Raw genomic sequence first — 22,969 nt, forward strand, 5'->3', positions numbered from 1 at the left:
TCAGGCCTCGATGCTGTCCTTCGGAGTCTCGTCGGCCGCCTTCTCCGCGGCCTCCTTCTTCGCCTGCTTCTTGGTGGCCATGAGGCTGGTGATCGTCGTGATCACCAGGACACCGCAGATGACGCCGAGCGAGACCGGGATGGAGATCTCGGGGACGTGCAGACCGTTCTCGTGCAGGGCGTGCAGGACCAGCTTCACGCCGATGAAGCCCAGGATGACCGAGAGGCCGTAGCTGAGGTGGACCAGCTTCTTGAGCAGTCCGCCGATGAGGAAGTACAGCTGGCGCAGACCCATCAGGGCGAAGGCGTTCGCCGTGAAGACGATGTACGGGTCCTGGGTGAGGCCGAAGATCGCGGGGATCGAGTCCATCGCGAAGAGCAGGTCGGTGGTGCCGATGGCGAGCATGACGACCATGAGGGGCGTCATGATCTTCTTGCCGTTCTTCTGGATGAACAGCTTCGTGCCGTGGTACCGGTCGGCGACGCCGAACTTCTTCTCGGCGGCCTTCAGGAGGCGGTTCTCCTCCCACTCCTCTTCCTCGTCGCCGGCGCGCGCCTCCTGGATGAGCTTCCAGGCGGTGTAGATCAGGAACGCGCCGAAGATGTAGAAGACCCAGGAGAAGTTGGCGATGACCGCGGCGCCTGCGGCGATGAAGATCGCTCGCAGTACGAGCGCTATCAGCACACCGAACAGCAGCACCCGCTGCTGGAGATGGCTGGGCACCGAGAACTTCGCCATGATCAGGATGAAGACGAAGAGGTTGTCGACACTGAGTGACTTCTCGGTGATGAAGCCCGCGAAGAACTCGCCCGACGCCTGGCCCCCGCCCCAGATCAGCAGGCCCACTCCGAAGAGCGCGGCCAGCACGATCCAGACGACCGTCCAGATTCCGGCTTCCTTGATCGATACGTCGTGGGGCTTGCGCCCGATGAAGAAGTCGACCGCGATCAGGGCGATGAGACCAAGAATGGTCAGCACCCAAAGGGTCATTGAAACGTCCACTGCGCCTCCGGCGTCGTACGGCTACTGATCAGCGTCGTCGCTGCCGGAGGTCTCTTCCACCCGAGGCGGCTCACCGCCCCGCGGGCCGACGCCCCGGGACCGATGGCGGTCCGTATTGACGGGTACGTCGCGTTCGGGAGTACTCCCCTCCGCTGCAAGAAGAGTACGTGAAGTACCAAGGATTAGTAAAGAAGATGGCAAACGAAAGCCAAAACCCCAGGTCGGAAAGGTCAGCGGCCGCCCGTGCGCCGGGCGTGCGCGACCTGGTTCAGGACCTGCTCGATCACCCGGCTGCCGGGCGGCGCCATCGGCGGTTCGTACGTCCACGCGTGACCGACCCAGGGGTCGGCGAGGTGGTCGTCGGCCACCGGGGTCAGGCGCAGCAGCGCACGCCAGAGCGGGTCGAGCAGCGGGCCGTACTCGGCGGCGTCCTCGCGGTCGGCGACCATCATCAGGTGCACGCCGACCGCCGGGCCCTCGTCCGCGAGGTAGCGGAGCTGGGTCACGGCGCGGTCGTCGAAGCCGTGCGGGAAGTCGTTGACGATCAGGAGCTGCTCGGCGGTGTCCAGGTCCGGCGGCAGCGCGTCGGCGGCGCCCGCGCGGATCGCCATCTGCACCAGGTCCACGCGCTGGGTGAGCTTGGCGAGCACGGCGGAGACGCCTGCCGCCCCGGCGGTGGGGGGTTCGTCGAGCACGCCCGCCGTCACCAGCGGGGAGAGCGCGCCTGCCGCGGAGCCCGCCGCGTCGATGACGTGCACCGTGAACTCACCCGCGGGATAGACCGCGAGCAGGCGCGCGGCGTGCGCGACCGCGCTGTCCATGGCGAGGCGGCGCAACTGGTCCGTGTCGGCCACGGAGTCCGTGCCCGACGAGCGGCCGCTGTCGATCCACAGACCGCGCTCCAGGGGCAGCCGGACCAGCATCGGGATGTGCAGGTCGGGGCGCTCGGGCAGGTGGAGGTCGCCAAGGCGCAGCGCCATGGGGATCTCCATGGGTGCGCGGTAGGCGTGCCAGACCGGGCTGTCCCAGCCCGCGTACGCCATGGGCAGGGCGGGCTCGACGACCTCGGACTCGGCGGCGAGCTGGCCCAGGTCGCGGTCGAGGGCGGCCCTCGCACGGTCGACGAGGAGGCCGTGCTTGGCGCGGGCTGCCTCGCGCGCGATGTCCCCGGTGTTGCCGATGCGGCTGCGCGGATCGGAGAGGACCTTGTCGAGTTCCTGGTCCATGCGGGACTCGGCGAAGTCGACGGCGCTTCGGTACGCGGCCGTGGTGCGGGCCAGGTCCTCGAACATGCCCCACACCTGGTTGTAGAGGCGCTCCTCCAGCGACCAGCCGGTCGCGTCGCCCGCCACGGGCTGGGCGGGCTTGCCCGGTTCGGCCGGTGCAGCGGCCGGCGGGGGCGGCGGCGGCGCGCTGGTCTGGCGGCCGGGGTGGGTGTAGTTGACCGGGCCGCCCGTGGTGCCACTCGCGTCGCCCGGCTGGTGCGCCGGGGCGGGCTGCGGTGCCGCGGTGCTGTCCGGGCCCGGCGCCGCGGGCACGGGTGCGGCGGTCTGTCCCGTCGTGCGCACGCGGGCCTCGTCCGAGGAGCGGGGCGGCGGCGCGGACACCGAGCGGGCCAGGCCCTGGGCCACCGCTTCGTTGATCGAGCTCGCCAGCTCGTGCGCCTGTGGGAGGCCCTGGTCGGTGAGCATGTCGGCGAGGCCGCCCGCGTATCCCTGGCCGACGGCGCGCACCTTCCAGGCGTCCTGCCTGCGGTAGAGCTCCAGGGCGACGACGGCGGACTCGGCGTCCAGGTCGGTGATGGTGTAGCTGGCGACCTCGGAGCCGTCGAGAGCGGTGACGGCGACGAAGGGGGCGGCGAGGGAGCCGAAGCTGACCGGCCCTCCGACGCCGACGGGCAGCGCGAGGAGGACGTTGACCCGGTGCACCGCCTCCGGGACGGCGCCGAGGTCCACCGCGAGGCGATGGTCGGCTGCCGCCTGCCGGGGCACTTCGAGTCCCGGCAGCGTGGGCGAGCCGGGGTGGGCCACCCACTCCGTGCCACGCACCTTGCCCTGGTCGTCGCTGAGCGTGACCCCCGCCACGATCGGCTTGCCGATCGAGACCCGGATCTCCAGACGGGTCTCGGGAAGCGGGTGGTTCTGCCCCCGGACCAGCTCGGCCGTCATCGCCTTCGTCCCCCTTGTGCCCTCTGTACTTGTTTGTGCCGCGCGTGCCGCCTGTTTACAGGTGCGGCAGGATCGACGGCATCAGGTCCTGGAAGGTGCGGCCGTTGGCGGGATTGCCGATGGCCGTCATCTGCCAGCCCGTGCCCGCGCGGTGGACCTTCGCCATGATCTGCGCGGTGTACTGACCGCCGCCGTCGAGTGTGTAGCGGGCGAGCTCCTGGCCGTTGGTCTCGTCGACCAGGCGGCAGAACGCGTTCTGCACTTCCTGGAACGTCTGGCCCGTGAAGGAGTTCACCGTGAAGACGATCTGGTCGATGTGGACCGGGATCCGCTGCAGGTCGACGAGGATCGCCTCGTCGTCCCCGCCCTGGCCGACACCGCCGACCAAGTTGTCACCGGTGTGCCGCACGGAACCGTCGTCACTGACGAGGTGACGGAAGAACACGACGTCCACCGGCTGCTTGTCGGCGAACAGGACCGCCGACGCGTCCAGGTCGACCTCGCGCGTGCGCGTGCCGAACAGGCCACGCCTCGGGGCCGCTTGCCAGCCGAGTCCCATGCGCACCGCGGACAGGGCGCCCCCGTCGTCCTTCTGCAGGTTGATGGCCTGACCCTTGGTCATGTTGACCGTCACGCGCTGTCCCCTCTCGAACTGCCCTGGGCAACCGCCGGTCTGTGCGGTTGCCCAGCACCCTACGCAGAGGCACTGACAGTGCCGCACCGCGGGCAGCACTTTGTGTCGGTCTTGCAACACACCAGGCAGTACGCCTACGCCTGCCCCGCCTCCCTCATCTGCCTGAGCTCCTTCTTCATCTCTGACACCTCGTCACGCAGCCGTGCCGCGATCTCGAACTGGAGGTCCGCGGCGGCAGCGCGCATCCGGGCGGTCATCTCCTCGATCTGCTCGGCCAGTTCGGCCGCGGGGCGGTTGGTGGGCACCTTCTCGGCGGCCTTGCCCTTGGCCGCCCTGCCGGCCTTCCCGCCGAGCGCCGGCACCGGCGCCTTGGCGGCTGTCCCCGCGTCGGCGCCCTTCCCCTTGCGGTAGTCCGTGCCGAGGAGTTGCTCCGTGTCGACCTCCTCGCGCGCGATCGCCGACACGATGTCGTTGATCTTCTTGCGCAGCGGCTGCGGGTCGAGCCCCTTCTCCTTGTTGTACGCGATCTGCTTCTCGCGGCGGCGGTTCGTCTCGTCGATGGCCTGCTCCATCGCCGGGGTGACCTTGTCCGCGTACATATGGACCTGCCCGGAGACGTTGCGCGCCGCGCGGCCGATGGTCTGGATCAGTGAGGTGCCGGAGCGCAGGAAGCCCTGCTTGTCGGCGTCGAGGATCGACACCAGGGAGACCTCGGGCAGGTCGAGTCCCTCACGCAGGAGGTTGATGCCGACCAGGACGTCGTACTCACCGGCGCGCAGCTCGCGCAGGAGCTCGACGCGGCGCAGGGTGTCGACGTCGCTGTGCAGATAGCGGACCTGGATGCCCAGCTCGAGGAAGTAGTCGGTGAGGTCCTCGGCCATCTTCTTGGTGAGCGTGGTGACCAGGACGCGCTCGTCCTTCTCCGTGCGCGTGCGGATCTCGTGCACCAGGTCGTCGATCTGCCCCTCGGTGGGCTTGACCACCACCTCGGGGTCGATGAGGCCGGTGGGGCGGATGATCTGCTCGACGAAGCCGTCGCCGCGCGAGAGTTCGTACTTCCCCGGGGTCGCGGAGAGGTAGACGGTCTGGCCGACGCGGCCGAGGAACTCTTCCCACTTCAGCGGACGGTTGTCCAGCGCGGACGGCAGCCTGAAGCCGTGGTCCACCAGGGTGCGCTTGCGCGACGCGTCCCCTTCGTACATCGCGCCGATCTGCGGGACCGTGACGTGCGACTCGTCGATGACGAGCAGGAAGTCCTCGGGGAAGTAGTCGAGGAGGGTGTTCGGGGCGGTGCCGGGCGCACGGTCGTCGAAGTGCATCGAGTAGTTCTCGACGCCGGAGCAGGAGCCGATCTGGCGGAGCATCTCCAGGTCGTACGTCGTGCGCATGCGAAGGCGCTGGGCCTCCAGCATCTTGCCCTGCTTCTCCATCTCGGCGAGGCGCTCGGCGAGCTCCTTCTCGATGCCGGTGACGGCCTTCTCCAGGCGCTCCGGTCCCGCCACGTAGTGCGAGGCCGGGAAGACGTACAGGTGGTCGTCGTCGCTGATGACCTCGCCCGTGAGGGGGTGCAGCGTGGAGAGCGCCTCGATCTCGTCGCCGAACATCTCGATGCGCACGGCCAGCTCTTCGTAGACCGGGAAGATCTCGATGGTGTCGCCGCGGACGCGGAACGTGCCGCGGGCGAAGGCCACGTCGTTGCGGGTGTACTGGATCTCGACGAAGCGGCGCAGGAGCTGGTCGCGGTCGATCTCGTCGCCGACCTTGAGCGACACCATCCGGTCGACGTACTCCTGCGGGGTGCCGAGGCCGTAGATGCAGGAGACGGAGGCGACCACGATGACGTCACGCCGGGTGAGCAGCGAGTTCGTCGCGGAGTGGCGCAGGCGCTCGACCTCCTCGTTGACCGAGGAGTCCTTCTCGATGTACGTGTCCGACTGCGGGACGTACGCCTCGGGCTGGTAGTAGTCGTAGTACGAGACGAAATACTCCACCGCGTTGTTCGGGAGGAGCTCTCGGAACTCGTTGGCCAGCTGGGCGGCCAGCGTTTTGTTCGGCGCCATCACGAGGGTGGGGCGCTGGAGCTTCTCGATCATCCACGCGGTGGTGGCCGACTTTCCGGTGCCGGTCGCGCCGAGCAGGACGACATCCTTCTCACCTGCGCGGACGCGCCGCTCCAGGTCGGCGATGGCCGCCGGCTGGTCGCCGCTTGGCGTGTAGTCACTGACGACCTCGAAAGGTGCCACCGTGCGTTCGATCTTGGATACGGGCCGCATGGAATCCACCGTACGACCCCGCACTGACAACGGGGTCGGATCACCAGCTCTGCGGGGTCTTCGGACCGGGTCGCTGCGGGGGCCTGCGGCCCGCCCGAGGGTCGTGGCGGTCGCCCGAGCGAGGGACGGGGGGGTAGGGGGCGTGCTGTCCCTGTGCGGCACTCCGCAGGTCGGTCTTGCCCATCACCATCAGCGGGTCGAACATCACGATCACCCCCGCGAGGAGCAGGAAGGCGAGCGGGCCGATCATCATGGGCGCCAGCAGTTCGGCGGGTGAGTCTCCCGCGGTCGGCGCCGCGTCCGAGCCGTGCAGATGGACGCTGAGGGCGGCCATCCCCACGTAGTGCATGCCGCTGACGGCGAGACCCATGACGAGACTGGCGCCCAGGCTCCAGAGGAATCCCCTGACCTGCCCGGCCGCCCACAGGGCCGCGGTGGCGGCGACGACGGCGATCACGACGGACGCGGAGACGGTGAGGGTGTTGTACTCCAGCGTCCCGCGCAGACGCATACCGGCCATTCCCAGATAGTGCATCGAGGCGACGCCCAGACCGGTGATCGTTCCCCCGGTGAACAGCGCCGTCCCGGTCGCGCCGCGGTAGCCCACGATGAAGATCCCGATGCCGACCATGAGTATGGCCACGCCGAGACTCGCGAAGGTCAGCGCCTTGTCGTAGTGGATCGGGGCCTCATCGACGGTGAAGCCCATCATGGCGATGAAGTGCATGGTCCAGATGCCGGACCCGATCGCCGCCGACCCGAGTGCGAGCCAGCCCGGCCGCCAGGAGTGCGCGACGAGGAGCGACCTGGTGGTGCAGCGCAGGCCGAGCGCTCCGCCGAGACACGCCATGAGGTACGCCGCCACCGGCGTGACAAGTCCATAGCTGAAACCGTCGACCGTGCCCTGCATGCGCGGTAGCCCTCCGCCCGTTGTGTTCGAATGCCCGGGATTGCCCCCAAGTGGCCCAAGCCAATCCCTGTACTGACAGGCCATGAGCTGACGCAGAGAGTAAAGCTCACTCCGGAACTCGCGAACGATTTTCCGGGAAAGAATCCCGGCTGTCTCCGTTCAACCTGTGGCCATCCTGCACCTGTCTCGCGTTGGCCGTGGACTGTCACTCTCATCCGGTCCGTGCCCGCACATCGCGAGGAGTCACCGTTGTACGCACGCGTTGCCGCTGCCACCACCGCCGCTCTTCTTGGAGCCGGTGCACTGGCTCTCCCTTCCGCCTCCGCTCACGCCGCCGACCAGAAGTCGGCGCAGACGGCCACGCGGACGCCCGCCCAGACGTCCGCCTCGCACGACAGCCCCCTGGTGGTCGCGCACCGGGGCGCTTCCGCCTACGCGCCCGAGAACACTTTCGCAGCCATCGACAAGGCGGCTGACATGGGGTTCCGGTGGGTGGAGAACGACGTCCAGCGCACCAAGGACGGCGAGCTCGTGATCATGCACGACGACACCCTGAAGCGGACGACGAACGTCGAGGAGCTCTTCCCCGACCGCGCGCCGTGGAAGGTCGCGGACTTCACCGCGGCGGAAATCGCCAAACTGGACGCGGGCAGCTGGTTCAGCCCGAAGTACGCGGGTCAGCGGGTGCCGACCCTGAAGCAGTACATGAACCGCGTCTCGCGCAACCACCAGAAGCTCGTCTTTGAATTCAAGAAGCCCGAGCTGTACCCGGGCATCGAGAAGCAGGGCCTCGACATCCTGCGCAAGACGGGCTGGCTGGACCGGCACCACGTCAAGAGCAAGCTCGTCATCCAGAGCTTCAGCGCGAACAGCGTCAAGGAGGTCCACCGGCTGCGGCCGGACATCAAGACCGGCTTCCTCGGTAAGCCCGCGGTCGCCGATCTGCCCGAGTACGCCAAGTTCTCCGACCAGATCAACTCGACGCACGGGTCCATATCGCGTGAGTACGTCGCCGCGATCCACGCCCTCAAGGGGCCGCACCGCAAGCCCCTGGAGATCTTCACGTGGACCGTGAACGACGCGGCCGCAGCCAAGCGGGTGGCCGAGTTCGGGGTGGACGGCATCATCACGAACACGCCCGATGTCGTGCGTAAGGCCATAGCCGACTGACGCGGCTTCGCCGTGGGCGGCGTTGTCAGTGCCCGGTCGTACGGTGGTCCACATGAACGCCAACGGGCAGCACGGGCAGGGCCGGCCGGATCAGGACGGATCGCGGCAGGTGGTGTGGGCCGTCGTGGCGAGCGACATCGGCCCACTGCTGCTCGCCGCGACCGACGAAGGCCTGGTCAGCGTCGTCTTCCACGCCACTGAGGAGATACGCGACAAGGCGCTCGAGCGGCTCGGCTCCCGGTTGGGGGCCGAACCGGTCGAGGCTCCCGGGTCTCCGCTCCTCGCCGAGCCCATACGTCAGCTCTCGGGGTATTTCGCGGGCGAGCGGCACGACTTCGAGCTGCCGCTCGACTGGTCGCTGATCTCCGGCTTCAACCGCCAGGTCCTGCGCGAGCTGACCACCGTTCCGTACGGCGCCGTCGTGGGGTACGGCGACCTCGCCCGCCGCGTGGGCCAACCCGGCGCGGCCCAGGCGGTCGGTATGGCGATGGGCGCCAACCCGCTGCCGGTCGTGGTGCCGTGCCACCGGGTCGTCGAGAGTGACGGCGGCATCGGCGGTTTCGGCGGCGGCCTCGAGACCAAGCGCCGGCTTCTCGCCCTGGAGGGGGTACTGCCACAGCCGCTGTTCTGACGCCGCCGCCCGCGAGGCCGTGCTCCCGGGAGCTCCCGGGACCCACGCCTGCCGGGACCGCTTCCTCGGCGCCTCGGTGAGCCGGGAAATCCCTGTTCCCGTGTCCGCACGTCCTGGCACACTGCGTCAGTGACTTCGACCCTCGACGCTCCTGACATACCCGCGCCAGAAGCGCTGCCCGCGCTGCGCCGCCGGACCATGGCGGTGCTCGTCTCCAGTCAGATACTGGGCGGGCTCGGGGTACCGATCGGCATCGCCCTCGCGCCGATGCTGGCGACCGAGGTGAGCGGGACGGAGGCGCTGTCCGGCCTCGCGCCCACCGCGTCCGTGGCCGGCACGGCCCTGCTCTCGCTGCCGCTCGCCGCCCTGATGACGTCGCGCGGACGGCGGCCCGGCCTCGTCCTCGCGTACGCGATCGGCGCACTGGGAGCGGGACTCGTGGTCCTTGCCGCGGTCATCGAGAGCTTCCCCCTGCTGCTGCTCGGCATGGCCGGCTTCGGGGCGGGCTCGTCGGCCAATCTCCAGGCCCGCTTCGCCGCGTCCGACCTCGCCGAGCCCGACCGGCGCGGCCGCGCCATCTCCCTCGTCATCTGGGCCACCACCATCGGCTCGGTCCTCGGCCCGAACATCGCCGCGCCCACGAGTCGCGCCTTCTCCGGCACCTCCATACCCGAGGCGGCCGGGCCCTTCCTCTTCGCCGCCGGGATCTTCGCCGTCGCCGGTCTCGTGGTGGCGGTGCTGCTGCGTCCCGACCCCCTGCTCACCGCCCGCGCGCTCGCCCCGCAGGAGAACCACTCCGCGCAGAGCCGCTCGCTGCGGGCCGGTGTCGCCGCGGTGGCCGCGTCGCCGATGGCCCGGCTCGCCCTGGTGACGGTGGCCGCGTCGCACACGGTGATGGTCTCGATCATGGTCATGACCCCGGTCGACCTGGGGCACCACGGAGCGAGCCTGCAATTGGTCGGCCTGGTCATCAGCGGCCACATCGCGGGCATGTACGCGCTCTCGCCGGTGATGGGCTGGCTCGCCGACCGGTTCGGGCGGCTCTCCGTGATCGGGCTCGCGGTCGGGCTGCTGTGCTGCGCCGCGCTGCTTGCCGGTACGGCCGGGCCGAGCCACGGCCAGACCGCCGCCGGTCTCTTCGTGCTCGGCCTCGGCTGGTCCGCGGGCCTGGTGTCGGGCTCCGCGCTGCTCACCGACTCGGTGCCGCAGCCCGCGCGCGCCGCCGTGCAGGGCCTTTCGGACCTGACCATGAACACGGCGGCGGGCATCGGCGGCGCGGCGGCGGGCCTGATCGTGGCGCAGGCGAGCTACGGCTGGCTCAACCTCATCGGGGTCTGCGTACTGCTGCCGATGGCGGCGCTCGCGCTCCGCCGAGCGGTCAAGAAGGCCTGAGCCGAACAGGCCTGACCCAGAGGGGGGCCGGAGCCCGGCGGTCAGGGCAGTGTGATGTGGTACGCCTTGCGCAGCGTCTCGTGCACGGTCCACGTCGTACGGTCGCCCTCGCGCAGGACGGCGGCGTCGCCGGGGCCGACCTCGATCACGTCGCCGCCCTCGACCGCGATGGTGGCGCGGCCGCTGACGACCACGAAGAGCTCGTTCGCCTCGGTGTCGGTGACCACGCCGGGCGTGATCTGCCAGATGCCGCGCAACTGCTTGCCGTCGGCCGACTCCCACAGGACCTTGCCGGTGACCTCCGGGGTGCCCGAGACGATCTGCTCGGGGTCGAGGGGCTCGGCCTCCAGGTCGACATCCGGAATGTGCACGGCAAAGGACGCAACGGCTTGATCATTCGTGGTCATGGCCGGTCACCTTAGCTGGGCACGGCGCGGCCTTCGGGACGGGGCACCTCATCTCCGCCGTCCTCCGCCCTCCCTCACCGTTCCCCGCCGTTCTCCGCCGCGTCCGTCTACTCCTCCCCGTAGTGCCGCGCTTCGAAGATGTTGCCGTCCGGGTCGCGGAAGTAGAAGCTGCGGCGGGCCATGCCGCGGGCGCCGAACGCGTTGTGCGAGATGTCCGACACCGGGGTGCCGTGCTCCTCCAGGCGGGCGCGCAGTGCCTCGAATGCGGTCTCCGCCAGGGCGAGGCAGACATGGTTGACCGGGTGGCCGGCGCTCTTGTCCGCGTCCGGTACGACGTTCATGCGCTCGGCGAGCGAGAGGGGGGCGAGGTCGAAGATGGTCTCTTCGTTGAGCCGAACGGAGGGGAACGAGGCCTTGCCCGCCGTGAAATCGGCTACGCGCAGGGGTTCGAGGCCCAGCACTTTCTCGTAGAAGCCGGCTGCCGCCGCGGGATCGCGCACCCACAGGACGACGTGGTCGAGACGTGTCGTGTTGTCCGTCATGCCGTCAGGCTGCTGTCCCGTCCCCGGCGCCGCAAGGGTTTGGCGCGGCGCGCCGGTCGCCAGGGATGAGGGGAGACCCGACAGGCAGGAGGCAGGCCCGTGTTGGTGGTGTCCGACGAGGTACAGACGGCTGTGGCGGACCGGCGGCCCGTGGTCGCCCTGGAGTCCACGATCATCGCGCACGGGCTTCCGCGCCCGCGCAATCTCCAGGTCGCGCGTGAGCTCGAAGAGGTCGTACGCGAAGAGGGGGCCGTCCCCGCGACGATCGCCGTCCTGGACGGACGCCCTCATGTCGGCCTGGACAAAGGGCAGCTGGAACGGATCGCGAACGAGGACGACATCCGCAAGCTGGGCCACCGCGACCTGGCGCTCGCGGTCGCGGCGGGCGCGAGCGGGGCGACGACGGTGTCCGCGACGGCGCTGCTCGCCGCGCGGGCCGGCATACGGGTGTTTGCCACGGGTGGGCTCGGCGGGGTGCACCGGCAGTGGACGGTGACCCAGGACGAGTCCGCCGACCTGGGGCTGCTCGCCCGGACGCGCATCACGGTGGTCTGCGCGGGGGTGAAGTCGATCCTGGACGTGGCGGCGACGCTGCAGCGCCTGGAGACGCTGGGCGTGGCGGTGGCCGGGTACGGGACGGACCGCTTCCCCGGCTTCTACCTCACCGACTCCGGGCATCCGGTGGACTGGACGCTGCGGACCCCGGCGGAGGTCGCGGCGGTGATGCGGGCCCAGGACGCGGTCGGCGGCCCGGAGTCCGCGCTCCTCGTGGCGAACCCCGTGCCGGAGCCCGAACAGCTCGATCCCGAGCTCCACGCGCGCGTGCTGGCCGAGGCATTGCAGGAGTGCACCGACCGGGCCATCACCGGCCAGGCGGTCACACCCTTCCTCCTGGACCAGCTGATGCGACGTACCGAGGGCGCATCACTGAACGCCAATCTCGCGGCGGTACGGGGCAATGTGCGCCTCGCGGGACGCATCGCGACGGCTTGGGCGGGGCGGTGAGGTGGGGGCGGTGACGTGGGAACGGGGCGGGGCGGTGGCGTCGGGGCAAGGTGGGGCCTTGTTGGTCGTGGGGGATGTCGTCACCGACGTTGTCGCCCGGCACCGAAGGCCGCCGCTTCCCGGCACGGACACCGTGGCGGCGATCCGTACGGTGCCGGGCGGCGCGGGCGCCAACGTGGCGTGCTGGGCCGCCTCCTGGGGATGCCGCGACGTGCGGTTCCTGGGACGGGTCGGCGCGGACTCCGTGGCGTGGCACGAGGAGGCGCTCACCCGCGCGGGGGTGCGTCCACGGCTCGTCGTCGACTCCGAGGCGCCTACGGGGACAGTGATCTGCCTGGTCGACGAGGACGCCGGGGCCGAGCGGACGTTCCTGACGGACAGCGGAGCGTCACTGCGTCTGTCGGCCGCGGACTGGTCGCCGGGGTTCTTGGACGGCGTGGGCCGGCTGCACCTGTCGGGGTACTTGTTCTTCGCCGGGCCGAGCAGAGAGGTGGCCGAGACGGCCCTGGCGGCGGCACGCGCGCGTGGAGTGCCGGTAAGCGTGGACCCGGCGTCGGCGGGCTTCCTCGTCGAGCTGGGGGTGGAGCGGTTCTTGGCGGCGGTGGACGGCGCGGATGTGTTGCTGCCGAGCGAAGGGGAGGCGGCGTTGCTGGGGGATGCGGGCGACCTGGAGGAGGCGGCTGCGCAGTTGAGTCGCCGGTTCCCCGTGGTGGTGGTCAAGCGGGGCGCCGCGGGGGCATTGGTCGCCCGGGAGGGTGAGGTGCTGGCCGAGATCCCCGCGCTGCCGGCCCGCGCGCTGGACTCGACGGGGGCGGGCGACGCGTTCACGGGGGCGTTCCTTGCGGCGGGACTGCGCGGCGCGGGGCTCAAGGAGGCTGCGGCGGAGGGGTGCGGGGCGGGAGCCAGGGCCGTAGAACTGTTGGGCGGCAGACCGGCATAGGGGTGCGGTGCTCCTGGCAGCACACCCCCGCCAGTCCCCCACTCCGACACCGCGGGGCAACCGGGCGGGTGAGCGAGAAGTCCTGTTCGGGTGCCGGGGGGACGGGTGGGCCGGAAAGGCTTTTCAGGTGCCGGAGGGGACGGTGAGCGGGAGGGAGAAGACGCAGCGCCCCGGGGGGGCTACGCCTTGCGGCCCCAGGCTGAGATCAGAGGCGGCGTGGCCAGGTCCAGCGGTTCCGCGGTGATGTTCGTCAGGTGGTCGGTGATGTCCGACTCCGTGGCGAGGCCCGCGGCCGTCAAGGCCGTGCGGGACTGCTGGACCGTGGCCGTCTCCAGGGCCGCGCAGGCGGGCGAGGTCAGCGGGAAGTACGCATCGGCCTCGACCTGGCACAGCCCCGCCGCACGGAGCAGGCGGGGCAGCCCGCGGCCGTACGCGAGGTCGGTGCCGCGCTGGCTGAGCAGCGCGTGCCGGAGGCGGTTGGCCAACTGCTGGGCCGGTCCGTGCTCGTCCGGGCAGGACAGGGGCTGCAGAGCCGGGTCCACCTCCTCCACCAGCAGGCGGCCCCCCGGCCGCAGAGCCCGGATCATCGAGCGCAGGGCCTGCTCCCGGTCCGGCACCCGGGCGAGGACGAGCCGCGCGTGGACCAGGTCGAAGCCCCCGCCGGGCGGCGCCTCCGCGCCCACGTCGTGGATACGCACCTCGACCGGCGGTCGGGCGGCCGACGTATGCCAGGAGATGTCCGCGTCGGTCGCGAGGACCCGACCGGTGGGGCCGACACGCTTGGCGAGCCAGGAGACCACCGAGGTGCCGCCCGCACCGACCTCCCAGCAGCGCCACCCCGGCCCGATCCCGAGCCGCTCGATGTGCCGGAAGGTCGTGGGGTCGAAGAGTGCGGAGAAGGCTTCGGAGTGATGACCCGCACCCGCCGCCTCGGCGTGCCGTTTCCGATTAGCAGTCAGATAGCCGTCGATGAGCGTCATACGGCAATTATCACGATAGGGCGGCTTGCCCTGGGGAGGCAGCCCCGAACGCCCGGATCGGAGTCTTCCGTTCCCACAGGCTCTCGTCGCACCGTCGCAGCTCCCTGGCACACTGGCACGTCAAGCACCAGAACGAGGAGCCCCGCATGTCGATGGCAGGCAACCTGCGAAAGGTAGGGAACCTCCGCAAGGTAGGCGGCCTACGGAAAGTCGCGCGGGTCGCCCAGCTCGTGCGCAAGCACAACCGCGTCGACCTGAGTCACCCCGCCCGCTCCCCGCTGGGCTCGGCCGTGGTGAAGTGCGTGACGTATCGGAAGGGCGTGCGCCAGGACGGCGGCCGTGACCTCGTCGAGGAGGTCGAGCGTATCCGTGAGAGCGGTGAGGGGTTCGTGTGGCTCGGGCTGCACGAGCCGACGGAGGAGGAGTTCGCGGGCATCGCCGAACTCTTCGACCTGCACCCGCTCGCCGTCGAGGACGCGATCCACGCCCACCAGCGGCCGAAGGTGGAGCGTTACGACGAGATGCTGTTCGCCGTGTTCAAAACCGTTTGTTACGTGGAGCACGCCGAACTCACCGCGACCAGCGAGGTGGTGGACACCGGCGAGATCATGGTCTTCGTCGGCAAGGAGTTCGTGATCACTGTGCGGCACGGCCGCCACGGTTCGCTCGGCCCGCTGCGCGAAGAACTCGAATCGGCGCCCGAGCAGCTCGCCCAGGGCCCCGCGGCGGTCCTGCACGCGCTGGCCGACCACGTCGTGGACGACTACCTCGCGGTGACGGACGCGGTACAGGCGGACATAGACCAGGTGGAGATGGACGTGTTCTCCAAGGACGGGGAGCGCGCCGACCCCGGCCGGATCTACCAGCTCAAGCGCGAACTCCTCGAACTGAAGCGGGCCGTGGTGCCGCTCGGCCGCCCCCTGCAGATCCTCTCCACCCAGCCGATGCGGGCGATCGCCCCGGAGATACAGGCCTACTTCCGGGACGTCGACGACCACCTCAAGCGGGTCACGGAGCAGATCGCCGCCTTCGACGAGCTCCTGAACTCCATCCTCCAGGCCCATCTGGCGCAGGTGACGGTCGCGCAGAACGAGGACATGCGGAAGATCACCGCCTGGGCCGCCGTGATCGCCGTGCCGACGATGGTCTGCGGTGTGTACGGGATGAACTTCGACCACATGCCCGAACTGCACTGGAAGTACGGGTACGGACTGGTGATCGGCGTCATCGTCGCCACCTGTTTCGCGCTCTACCGCGGCTTCCGCCGCAACGGCTGGCTCTAGCCCGAAGAGTCGTGCCCCTTGGTGACACGCCTTGCGGGGGCGTGCTCTATGGGGTCACGAGCCACGGACGAGGGGACGGTCTCGGTGACCGCCGAGCGCCGAGGCGGCCGGGGCGGGCGAAGGCGGCCGGGGCGGGGGCGCTCGGGGCGGAGGCGGGGGCGGTCAGCCCTTCGCGTACACGCTTTCGACCCAGCTCGCGAGCTGGGTGTCGTCGAGGTGCGTGGCGAGGTCGGCCTCGCTGATCATGCCGACCAGGCGCTTGTTCTCGATGACCGGGAGCCTGCGGATCTGGCTGCCCTTCATCTCCTGGAGGACCTCGTCGATGTCCGCGCCCGAGTCGACCCAGCGGGGCGTGCCCTTGGCCATATCGCCCGCGGTCACCCGGGACGGGTCGTGGCCCATCGCCACGCAGCCGACCACGATGTCGCGGTCGGTGAGGATGCCGCAGAGCCGCTCGTTCTCGTCGCTGATCGGCAGCGCGCCCACGTCGAGCTGTCGCATCAGTTGTGCGGCGCGGTCCAGGGTCTCGTGTGCGGGGATCCATTGGGCGCCGCGGTGCATGATGTCTCCGGCGGTGGTCATGTGGTACCTCCCGGTGCCGGCCGGCCGGCGCGGCGCGGAGGCGCCGCTAGTCCCGGCGCCCTTCATTCTCGCCGGGCCCTCGGGGGTCCGCACTCCGAGAGCGGATGTCCCGGACGGGACAGGGGCGCGGGCTCGGGATCACGCCGGTGCGTGCTGGTACCCGACCCGTACCCGCACCCGGGCTCTCAAGCCGAGAAGCCGACGATCTTCTCCGGAGTCACCCGGACGATCACTCGGACCTCCTCGTCCTTCTCGCCGGGCGGGTCGATGCCCAGATACTTGTGCGAGAGCTCGTACGGAAGCCGCTTCTCCGGATCAGGGAGGATCTCGGCGACGCCGCGGATCTCGGTCGACGAGTACGGGTTGGCCAGGTCGAAGACCGAGAGGCTGACGCGTGGGTCGCGTTCGAGGTTGCGGACCTTCTGCCGCCGCGCCGTGGAGGAGAACAGCACGGTGTCGCCTTCCCGTTTGATCCACACCACCGAGTTCTGCGGGGCGCCGCCGGGGCCGAGGGTCGCGACGCTGGCGAAGTTCTTGCCGTCGAGGAGGGTGCGGACCGATTCGCTGAAGTGGAGCGCTGTCGTTGCCATGCCCAGACTCTAACTACATGCACGTGCATATAAAAGCTCTTTGGTTGAACATCTCCTTTCACGTGTGTGCGGGCGTGCGGGCCTTCGGGCCTCCATGCCATCGGCTTTCGTGCCATCGGGCTTTCGTGCCTTCAGCCGCTCCATGCCGGATGCCGTGGATCGTCCGCGCGTACGACGACGTCGGCCACCGCACCGGGGTCCGTCTCCGCCTCGTACCGCTCGAAGGCGGGCAGGGTCCACCGCTCGCTCTCTGCCGTACGCCGCCGCAGGGCACCCGGCGAGAGGCTCGTGTGGACCACCAGGTCGAAGGGGAACCAGTGACCGAGCAGCAGTGGGCCGTGCAGCAACAGCAGAGCTCCCGGCCGCAGTTGGACGTACGGGCTGCGCGTCGCGCGGTCCATCTCCGGGTCCCACAGGTCGGGCAGTACTCGCCCCGTGCCGCCCGGGTCCAGCGGCCCGAAGACCTCGCGCCAGAGGGCGCCGGTGTCGAACCAGCCGCTGTAGTACGCCTCCACGTCCTCGCGCCCGTATTCGAGGCGTAGCGAGGCGGGGCGCAGAAAGCCTTCCGTGCCGACGACGAGCGCGGACCGCCCGCGTACCCGCAGCGCGTCGGCCACGCTCCGGGCCAGCTCGCCTGGCCTGCCCGCAGGGGCACCGTCGAAGGCGATGCGGGGCCAGGGGCTCGCGTCGGCCGTCTTCAGGTCGAGCAGCCGGTCGGCGAGGGTGTCCGTGAGCCGGTCCCAGGTGATCGCTTCGAGTCGCACCCGTCCCATGATGCCGGGCTCTTCCCGTCCCGGCGCCGGGCCCTTCCTCCGCCATGCCGCCCCTCCCCCCTCCCCTCCACGGCGGTACGCGCCCACTGTCGAGGGAATGATTCCTTCATGGCACCAAATGCCCTCACCCGGAAAGTACTTCTTGCCATCCAGCCCCTCAGGCGCCGGCACTGTGCGGAGTGCCGCGGCGGGCCGCTCGCCCTCCTGGTCGTCCAAGAAGCCGAGCCGCGCTGCCTGGACTGCGCCGACCTGGGTCATCTCGTCTTCCTGCCACGCGGCGACACCGCGCTGACGCGTCGGGCCCGCGAGGGCAGCGGGCTCTCGGCGGTGGTCGTCCGCCTCAACCGGCGCCAGGGCCGGTACGAGCGGCAGGGTGTCCTCGTCGAGGAGGAGGCGCTCGCACGGGCCGAGGAGCGGTGCCTCGCGGACGCGGAGGCGCGGGCGCGCCGCCGGGCACGGGACGCGGCGCGCCGGGCGGTGGAGGACGTCCGCTTCACCGCGGCCTTCGCGGAGGAGATACGGCGGCTCTTCCCGGGCTGCCCCGATGAGCGGTGCAGGGCGATCGCCGCGCACGCGTCCGTGCGGGGCAGTGGGCGGGTGGGCCGGAGCGCGGCGGGCCGGGCCTTGTCCGCGTCCGCCGTGACGGCGGCGGTGGTGGCCGCCGTCCGGCACACGGAGACGCCGTACGACCGCCTCCTCATGAGCGGAGTTCCCCGCGGGGAGGCCCGCCGCCGGATCGCCCCGACGGTCGAGGCGACGCTTCGGTCCTGGCAGGGGGGCGGGCGGCCTCTGGCCCCTGGGCCCACGGCAGTTGGGGACTCCTGGCCGGGGTCCTACGGGCCACCTTGCCCTCCCCTTACGTGACGGGCGCGCTCCTGGCCCGCCGCTTCGCGGCGATTCTTTCCCGCCCACCCACCCGATTGCCCCGGGTCAACAGGTGTCGGGATGAGGGATACCCACCAGGAGGCGCTCTCGCCGCTTGACGCGGGGTGTTCGGGTGGGCGGGCGGGGGAGTTCCGCCGCGAAGCGGGCGGAAAGTTTGCAGCAAGCCAGCTGAAAGCCGACAACGAGCCCCCCCCCAGGCCCCCCGGCCAGACGCAAGCGCATGCGGTCGCGCGCCACGCGCATGGTCACCGCCCGGCAAGGACTATTCACTTGTGGTGCGGGGCCGCGCCATGGAGGATCACTGCGGCTCGCTCACCTGACGGCTGCCTTACACAACGCGGGAGTTGCCATGATCGAGGGTCCCTACTTCGTGCTCGTCGTGCTGGGAGCGCTCGCCTGCGGCCTGGTCGCGGGAGCGTTCGTCGCGTTCTCGACGTTCGTGATGCGAGGCCTTGCCGCACTGCCCCCGGCACAAGGCATCGCAGCCATGCAGTCGATCAACGTCAAGGCGGTCACCGCCGGGTTCATGACCGTGTTCATGGGCGCCGCGGGCCTCAGCGTGGTCGTCGCTGTCGTCACCTTCGTGCTCTGGCCCGACGACGGCACCGTCGAGCTGCTTCTGGGCAGCGCGCTGTACCTGTTCGGCTCGTTCGGGGTCACCATCGCCGCGAACGTCCCGCGCAACGACGCCCTCGCCAAGCTCGACGCGCACGCACCGGAGAGCGCGGACCGCTGGCGTGCGTACGTCAGCGAATGGACCATGTGGAACCACATCCGGGTCGGAGCCTCGCTGGCCGCCTCGGCCTCCTTCATCCTCGCCCTGACCTGACCGCCCTCCGCTCCTGGCCTGTCCCACCTCCGCCCCTGACCTGGCCCGCTTCACCCCCGGGCCGCGGGCGTGCCCCGTACCCCCTCCCGTCGTACAGTGGCCGAAAGCCTGTGAAAGCACCCGAGGGAGACGGCCATGGCCGACCCCAGAGGCTTCCTCACCACCGCCCGTCAGGAATGGCCGCGCCGGCCCGTCGGCGAGCGGGTCGAGGACTGGGACGAGGTGTACGTCCCCGGCGCGCTGCTGCCCATCGTCGAGCGGCAGGCCGACCGCTGCATGGACTGCGGCATCCCCTTCTGCCACGACGCCTGCCCGCTGGGCAATCTGATCCCCGACTGGAACGACCTGGTCTCGCGCGCCGACTGGCGTGCCGCGGCAGACCGGCTGCACGCGACGAACAACTTCCCCGAGTTCACCGGCCGCCTCTGCCCCGCCCCCTGCGAGGCGGGCTGCGTCCTCGCGATCAACCAGCCCGCGGTGACCATCAAGAACGTCGAGGTGGCCATCGCCGACCGCTCCTGGGCGGACGGCCTCGATCCGCCCCGCGCCCCGGACCGGCACTCCGGCAGGACGGTGGCGGTCGTCGGTTCAGGACCGGCCGGGCTCGCCGCCGCACAGCAGCTGACGCGCGCCGGACACACCGTCGTCGTGTACGAGCGCGACGATCGCGCCGGCGGCCTCCTGCGGTACGGAATCCCCGCGTTCAAGATGGAGAAGCACCACGTGGAGCGGCGGCTCGCGCAGATGCGGGACGAGGGCACGGTCTTCCGTACGTCCGTCACGATCGGGCAGGACATCGGCGCCGCCGAGCTGCGGACCAGGCACGACGCGGTGGTGCTCGCCACCGGCGCCACCGCGTGGCGCGAACTCGATGTCGCCGGGCGGGAGTTGAACGGCGTCCACCAGGCGATGGAGTACCTTCCGCTGGCCAACCGCGTGTGCGAGGGAGACCTCGACACCTCCCCGCTGTGCGCGGCGGGAAAGCACGTCGTGATCGTCGGCGGCGGGGACACCGGAGCTGACTGCCTGGGCACGGCGATACGCGAAGGGGCCGCCTCCGTCACGCAGTTGGACATCTACGGGCGGCCCGGTGACGTACGCGACGAGCTGGCCGAGCCGTGGCCGACGTACCCGAAGGTCTACCGCCTCTCCCCCGCCCACGAGGAGGCGGGCGAGCTGCGCACGGCACCGGCCGCGGACGCGGACGCACGCATGTTCGCCGCGTCCACGCTCCGCTTCACCGGCGACGCGGCGGGCCGGGTGAACGCCCTGCACCTGACCGAGGTCGACGCTGACCGTCGTCCTCGCCCCGGCACCACCCGTGAGCTTCCCGCCGATCTGGTGCTGCTGGCGCTCGGATTCACCGGGCCCGACCGGACCGCGGGCGGCTTGGTCGACCAGCTCGGCGTGGACGTCGAGGACCGCGGCACCCTCGCCCGCGGCGCGGACTTCGCGACCAACGTGCCGGGAGTCTTCGCGACCGGCGACGCGGCCCGCGGCCAGTCACTGGTCGTATGGGCGATAGCCGAGGGCCGCGCGACCGCCGCCGCGGTCGACCGATGGCTGACCGGCGCGACCGGCCTCGCGGCACCGATCAGCCCGTACGACCGCCCGATGACCGCCTGAGACCGCCCCCCGGACGGGAACAGCCCGTGCGGCTCACGACAGCAGGAAGTCGGCCTCCCCCGCCTTCGCCCCCTGGATGAACGCGTTGATCTCGCCGTACGTGTAGATCAGCGCCGGGCCGTCCGGATCGGCCGACTGGCGGACCGCTACCCGGCCGTCGGCCAGCTTCATGGCCTCCAGGCAGTTGCCGCCGTTGCCGCCGCTCCACGGCTTGTGCCAGCCCTCGCTGCCGAGTTCACGGGCAGGCATGCCGTTGTAGATCCGGGAGTCGTCCCGGGAATCGGGGCGGGACCCGGCTCCGGGTTTGGACCCGGGTCGCGTGCCGGCTCGGTGTCGATCCATTCACAGCTCCTTGCGGAGGTCCCGGAGGATCTCCTTTGTGCGATGTGCCGTCGCGGCTTGCGCCGCCATGCGGTCCATGACCTCGAGGTGAGTCGCCACCTCGGTGCGCGCGTCCAGATAGACAGCGCCGGTCAGGTACTCGCTGTAGACCATGTCCGGCAGCTCCGCCATGGCGAAGCGGAAGAGCACGAACGGTCCGTACGTGCCCGGGTGCGGACCCGCCGCGAACGGCGCGACCTGCAACGTCACATGAGGAAGTTCGACGGCTTCGAGCAGCTTGTCGATCTGCTCACGCATCACCTCGGGACCGCCCACGGGTCTGAGCAGGGCGGTCTCGTCCATCACGACCCAGAGCCGTGGCGCGTCCTCGCGGGTGAGGAGCGACTGGCGCTCCATGCGCAGCGCCACGTACCGCTCGATGTCCTCGGGATTGGTCTGGCCGATCGCTCCGGAGCGCATCACACCGCGTGCGTACTCCTCGGTCTGCAGCAGACCCGGCACGAAGTGCGGTTCGTAGGACCTGATGAGGCTGGCTGCCCCCTCAAGGCTGACGTACATGCTGAACCAGCCCGGCAGGATGTCGTGGAACCGCTGCCACCAGCCCGGCTTGTTCGCCTCCTCGGCGAGCGTCACGAAGGCGTCGGCCTCGTCGTCGGCGACGCCGTAGGACTTCAGGAGGAGCTGGAGATACGGGATCTTGAGTGCGACCTCGGCCATCTCCATGCGGCGGACCGTGGCGGGGGCCACGCGAAGGATCCGCGCGGCCTCCTCTCGTTTGAGGCCCGCGCGCTCACGCAGGTCCTGCAAACGACGGCCTAGGACGACCTGGCCGACGGTCGGCGCGGACCGCGGTTCGCTCACGTCCTACCTCCACGTACTCCATGACATGCCAATTCACTCCGCACCTGGAGCCGTTGCCAGCAGTGTGCCATGTGCCGTCTCGAAGGAACACGCCACTGTGCACTTTTCAGAGTGGGTCTTGCCAAGGTGTTCCCGGCGGGGCGATAGTGGATGGCGTGACTCCGCCCGCGTCGTTACACACAGCTGCCGCCGAAGCCCCTGTTGGCATGACCGCCGACGCGTGGGCCGAGAGCGGCTCCGAGCTCTGCGTCAGCTTCGCGCTGGTGCCACGGCCGGGCTCCGCCTCTCAGGCCAGACGGCTGGCGAACGCCCAGCTCCTCGGCTGGGACATAGGCGAGGACACCCGCGACGCCGCCGCCCTCGTGGTCTCCGAGCTGGTCACGAACGCGATCGTGCACACCGCGAGTCACCGGATCGTGTGCGAGCTCTGCACGAAACCCGGGTCACTGCGCATAGCTGTGCGTGACGATGGATACGGATCGGGTGTCCCTCGCCCCGCCCAGGAAGGGCCCGACACCGATGAGGAGCACGGGAGGGGATTGCTTCTCGTCGAGGCGGTGAGCGACGCGTGGGGCGTGCGGGACGAGGGACCCGGCGCCGGCCTCACCGTATGGGCGGAACTCCGGGCGTGAGGTGACAGAGGGTGCGGGCGTGAGGACGACGTGGACAGGGGGCGTGTGAGCGCGGTGACGGTGCGGCGGCTGTTGGATCTGGACACGCTGGTCCGCCTTGAACGGAGGCGGTCCGCCGCTGCCTCACCACCGCCGCCGACGAGGCTCGCCGTCCCGGCCGGGATGACGCAGCCTCTGGGGTGCGACGCGGTGTCGGTGCCCGCCCGGTTCGGGCCCCGCCTGATGGCGCGGCTGCCGCGCGTGGGGTGCGTGTACGAGGACGCGGACGCGGGGCGGTGGTGGTGGATCGTGCCGGCCGACTCCGATGTCGCCCTCGAGTGGCCCTCTCCCGCGTATTACGCCGCCGGAGCGGTGGTGCCGGGCGCTCAGCGCGCTCCCGCGCTGATTCACAGCCCTTCCGAGGGCGAGGTTCCCTATACGCCGCCGATTCCGCTGTACCTGGCTTGGTGCAGGGCCACGGGGACCACGCCGGGGTGGTCTCGGGCTGTGCGGGCTTAGCCTCCGGCGGTCTT

Annotated in this window: 24 protein-coding genes; 11 read left to right on the forward strand and 13 right to left on the reverse strand. The window is 70.5% G+C overall.

The features are described 5' to 3' along the window. The 5 genes from AB0I94_RS38170 to AB0I94_RS38190 form a co-directional block, all read right to left on the reverse strand. Positions 1-1,002, reverse strand: coding sequence for a TerC family protein (locus AB0I94_RS38170; RefSeq protein WP_363314387.1), 1,002 nt, complete (start codon positions 1,000-1,002; stop codon positions 1-3). Between the two features lie 230 nt (positions 1,003-1,232). Then, the gene (locus AB0I94_RS38175; RefSeq protein ID WP_363314388.1) at positions 1,233-3,170 is read right to left on the reverse strand and encodes a TerD family protein; all 1,938 of its coding nucleotides are present in this window, start codon (positions 3,168-3,170) and stop codon (positions 1,233-1,235) included. Between the two features lie 55 nt (positions 3,171-3,225). Then, the gene (locus tag AB0I94_RS38180; protein ID WP_160504381.1) at positions 3,226-3,804 is read right to left on the reverse strand and encodes a TerD family protein; all 579 of its coding nucleotides are present in this window, start codon (positions 3,802-3,804) and stop codon (positions 3,226-3,228) included. A 134-nt stretch (positions 3,805-3,938) separates the two neighbouring features. Next, the gene (gene uvrB, locus AB0I94_RS38185) at positions 3,939-6,077 is read right to left on the reverse strand and encodes an excinuclease ABC subunit UvrB (protein WP_363314389.1); all 2,139 of its coding nucleotides are present in this window, start codon (positions 6,075-6,077) and stop codon (positions 3,939-3,941) included. Between the two features lie 40 nt (positions 6,078-6,117). Beyond that, on the reverse strand, positions 6,118-6,987 hold the full coding sequence (locus AB0I94_RS38190) for an MHYT domain-containing protein (RefSeq protein ID WP_363314390.1): 870 nt from the start codon (positions 6,985-6,987) through the stop codon (positions 6,118-6,120). 249 nt (positions 6,988-7,236) lie between these two features. Between AB0I94_RS38190 and AB0I94_RS38195 the strand changes: the two genes are divergently transcribed. From AB0I94_RS38195 to AB0I94_RS38205, 3 genes are all read left to right on the forward strand, one after another. Then, a complete protein-coding gene (locus AB0I94_RS38195; protein ID WP_363314391.1) occupies positions 7,237-8,157 on the forward strand; it encodes a glycerophosphodiester phosphodiesterase family protein in 921 nt (306 codons plus the stop codon). Positions 8,158-8,209: 52 nt separating this feature from the next. Beyond that, positions 8,210-8,788 carry a methylated-DNA--[protein]-cysteine S-methyltransferase gene (locus AB0I94_RS38200; protein WP_363314392.1) on the forward strand — a complete coding sequence of 193 codons (579 nt, stop codon included), beginning with the start codon at positions 8,210-8,212 and terminating at the stop codon, positions 8,786-8,788. 129 nt (positions 8,789-8,917) lie between these two features. Continuing rightward, on the forward strand, positions 8,918-10,180 hold the full coding sequence (locus AB0I94_RS38205) for an MFS transporter (protein WP_363314393.1): 1,263 nt from the start codon (positions 8,918-8,920) through the stop codon (positions 10,178-10,180). A 41-nt stretch (positions 10,181-10,221) separates the two neighbouring features. Here AB0I94_RS38205 and AB0I94_RS38210 read toward each other — a convergent pair whose 3' ends face one another. Together AB0I94_RS38210 and AB0I94_RS38215 are read right to left on the reverse strand one after the other, a co-directional pair. Beyond that, positions 10,222-10,587: a cupin domain-containing protein gene (locus tag AB0I94_RS38210; protein ID WP_363314394.1), complete on the reverse strand. Its 366-nt coding sequence runs from the start codon at positions 10,585-10,587 to the stop codon at positions 10,222-10,224. 107 nt (positions 10,588-10,694) lie between these two features. Beyond that, positions 10,695-11,129: a VOC family protein gene (locus AB0I94_RS38215; protein WP_363314395.1), complete on the reverse strand. Its 435-nt coding sequence runs from the start codon at positions 11,127-11,129 to the stop codon at positions 10,695-10,697. 99 nt (positions 11,130-11,228) lie between these two features. Here AB0I94_RS38215 and AB0I94_RS38220 point away from each other — a divergent pair, with 99 nt between their 5' ends. Both AB0I94_RS38220 and AB0I94_RS38225 read left to right on the forward strand, forming a co-directional pair. Beyond that, positions 11,229-12,134, forward strand: a complete 906-nt coding sequence (locus AB0I94_RS38220; RefSeq protein WP_363314397.1) for a pseudouridine-5'-phosphate glycosidase — start codon at positions 11,229-11,231, stop codon at positions 12,132-12,134. A gap of 34 nt (positions 12,135-12,168) precedes the next feature. Further along, positions 12,169-13,074, forward strand: coding sequence for a PfkB family carbohydrate kinase (locus tag AB0I94_RS38225; RefSeq protein WP_363314433.1), 906 nt, complete (start codon positions 12,169-12,171; stop codon positions 13,072-13,074). Positions 13,075-13,253: 179 nt separating this feature from the next. On the opposite strand, the gene AB0I94_RS38230 is transcribed toward AB0I94_RS38225, so the two are convergent. Then, a complete protein-coding gene (locus AB0I94_RS38230) occupies positions 13,254-14,054 on the reverse strand; it encodes a methyltransferase domain-containing protein (RefSeq protein WP_363314398.1) in 801 nt (266 codons plus the stop codon). Positions 14,055-14,200: 146 nt separating this feature from the next. Between AB0I94_RS38230 and corA the strand changes: the two genes are divergently transcribed. Further along, positions 14,201-15,337: a magnesium/cobalt transporter CorA gene (corA, locus tag AB0I94_RS38235; RefSeq protein ID WP_363314399.1), complete on the forward strand. Its 1,137-nt coding sequence runs from the start codon at positions 14,201-14,203 to the stop codon at positions 15,335-15,337. A gap of 162 nt (positions 15,338-15,499) precedes the next feature. Here corA and AB0I94_RS38240 read toward each other — a convergent pair whose 3' ends face one another. The 3 genes from AB0I94_RS38240 to AB0I94_RS38250 all read right to left on the reverse strand — a co-directional run bounded on the left by AB0I94_RS38240 (position 15,500) and on the right by AB0I94_RS38250 (position 17,273). Then, positions 15,500-15,919 carry a CBS domain-containing protein gene (locus tag AB0I94_RS38240; protein WP_363314400.1) on the reverse strand — a complete coding sequence of 140 codons (420 nt, stop codon included), beginning with the start codon at positions 15,917-15,919 and terminating at the stop codon, positions 15,500-15,502. Positions 15,920-16,104: 185 nt separating this feature from the next. Further along, positions 16,105-16,509, reverse strand: a complete 405-nt coding sequence (locus AB0I94_RS38245) for a PPOX class F420-dependent oxidoreductase (protein ID WP_363314401.1) — start codon at positions 16,507-16,509, stop codon at positions 16,105-16,107. A gap of 131 nt (positions 16,510-16,640) precedes the next feature. Beyond that, the gene (locus tag AB0I94_RS38250; RefSeq protein ID WP_363314402.1) at positions 16,641-17,273 is read right to left on the reverse strand and encodes a uridine kinase; all 633 of its coding nucleotides are present in this window, start codon (positions 17,271-17,273) and stop codon (positions 16,641-16,643) included. A gap of 117 nt (positions 17,274-17,390) precedes the next feature. Here AB0I94_RS38250 and AB0I94_RS38255 point away from each other — a divergent pair, with 117 nt between their 5' ends. From AB0I94_RS38255 to AB0I94_RS38265, 3 genes are all read left to right on the forward strand, one after another. After that, complete coding sequence (locus AB0I94_RS38255) at positions 17,391-18,146, forward strand: DUF2293 domain-containing protein (protein ID WP_363314403.1); 756 nt, start codon at positions 17,391-17,393, stop codon at positions 18,144-18,146. A 370-nt stretch (positions 18,147-18,516) separates the two neighbouring features. Beyond that, positions 18,517-18,996, forward strand: a complete 480-nt coding sequence (locus tag AB0I94_RS38260) for an anthrone oxygenase family protein (protein ID WP_363314404.1) — start codon at positions 18,517-18,519, stop codon at positions 18,994-18,996. Positions 18,997-19,131: 135 nt separating this feature from the next. Beyond that, positions 19,132-20,622, forward strand: a complete 1,491-nt coding sequence (locus AB0I94_RS38265; protein ID WP_363314405.1) for a glutamate synthase subunit beta — start codon at positions 19,132-19,134, stop codon at positions 20,620-20,622. Positions 20,623-20,655: 33 nt separating this feature from the next. Here AB0I94_RS38265 and AB0I94_RS38270 read toward each other — a convergent pair whose 3' ends face one another. Together AB0I94_RS38270 and AB0I94_RS38275 are read right to left on the reverse strand one after the other, a co-directional pair. Continuing rightward, a complete protein-coding gene (locus AB0I94_RS38270) occupies positions 20,656-20,871 on the reverse strand; it encodes a DUF397 domain-containing protein (RefSeq protein ID WP_361188955.1) in 216 nt (71 codons plus the stop codon). Positions 20,872-20,964: 93 nt separating this feature from the next. Then, positions 20,965-21,825: a helix-turn-helix transcriptional regulator gene (locus tag AB0I94_RS38275; RefSeq protein ID WP_363314406.1), complete on the reverse strand. Its 861-nt coding sequence runs from the start codon at positions 21,823-21,825 to the stop codon at positions 20,965-20,967. A 206-nt stretch (positions 21,826-22,031) separates the two neighbouring features. Between AB0I94_RS38275 and AB0I94_RS38280 the strand changes: the two genes are divergently transcribed. Further along, complete coding sequence (locus AB0I94_RS38280) at positions 22,032-22,457, forward strand: ATP-binding protein (RefSeq protein WP_363314407.1); 426 nt, start codon at positions 22,032-22,034, stop codon at positions 22,455-22,457. A gap of 30 nt (positions 22,458-22,487) precedes the next feature. Further along, positions 22,488-22,955 carry a hypothetical protein gene (locus AB0I94_RS38285; RefSeq protein ID WP_363314408.1) on the forward strand — a complete coding sequence of 156 codons (468 nt, stop codon included), beginning with the start codon at positions 22,488-22,490 and terminating at the stop codon, positions 22,953-22,955. Positions 22,956-22,969 lie beyond the last annotated feature (14 nt).

It is taken from the genome of Streptomyces sp. NPDC050147 (assembly GCF_040660195.1).
Classification (GTDB): Bacteria; Actinomycetota; Actinomycetes; order Streptomycetales; family Streptomycetaceae; genus Streptomyces.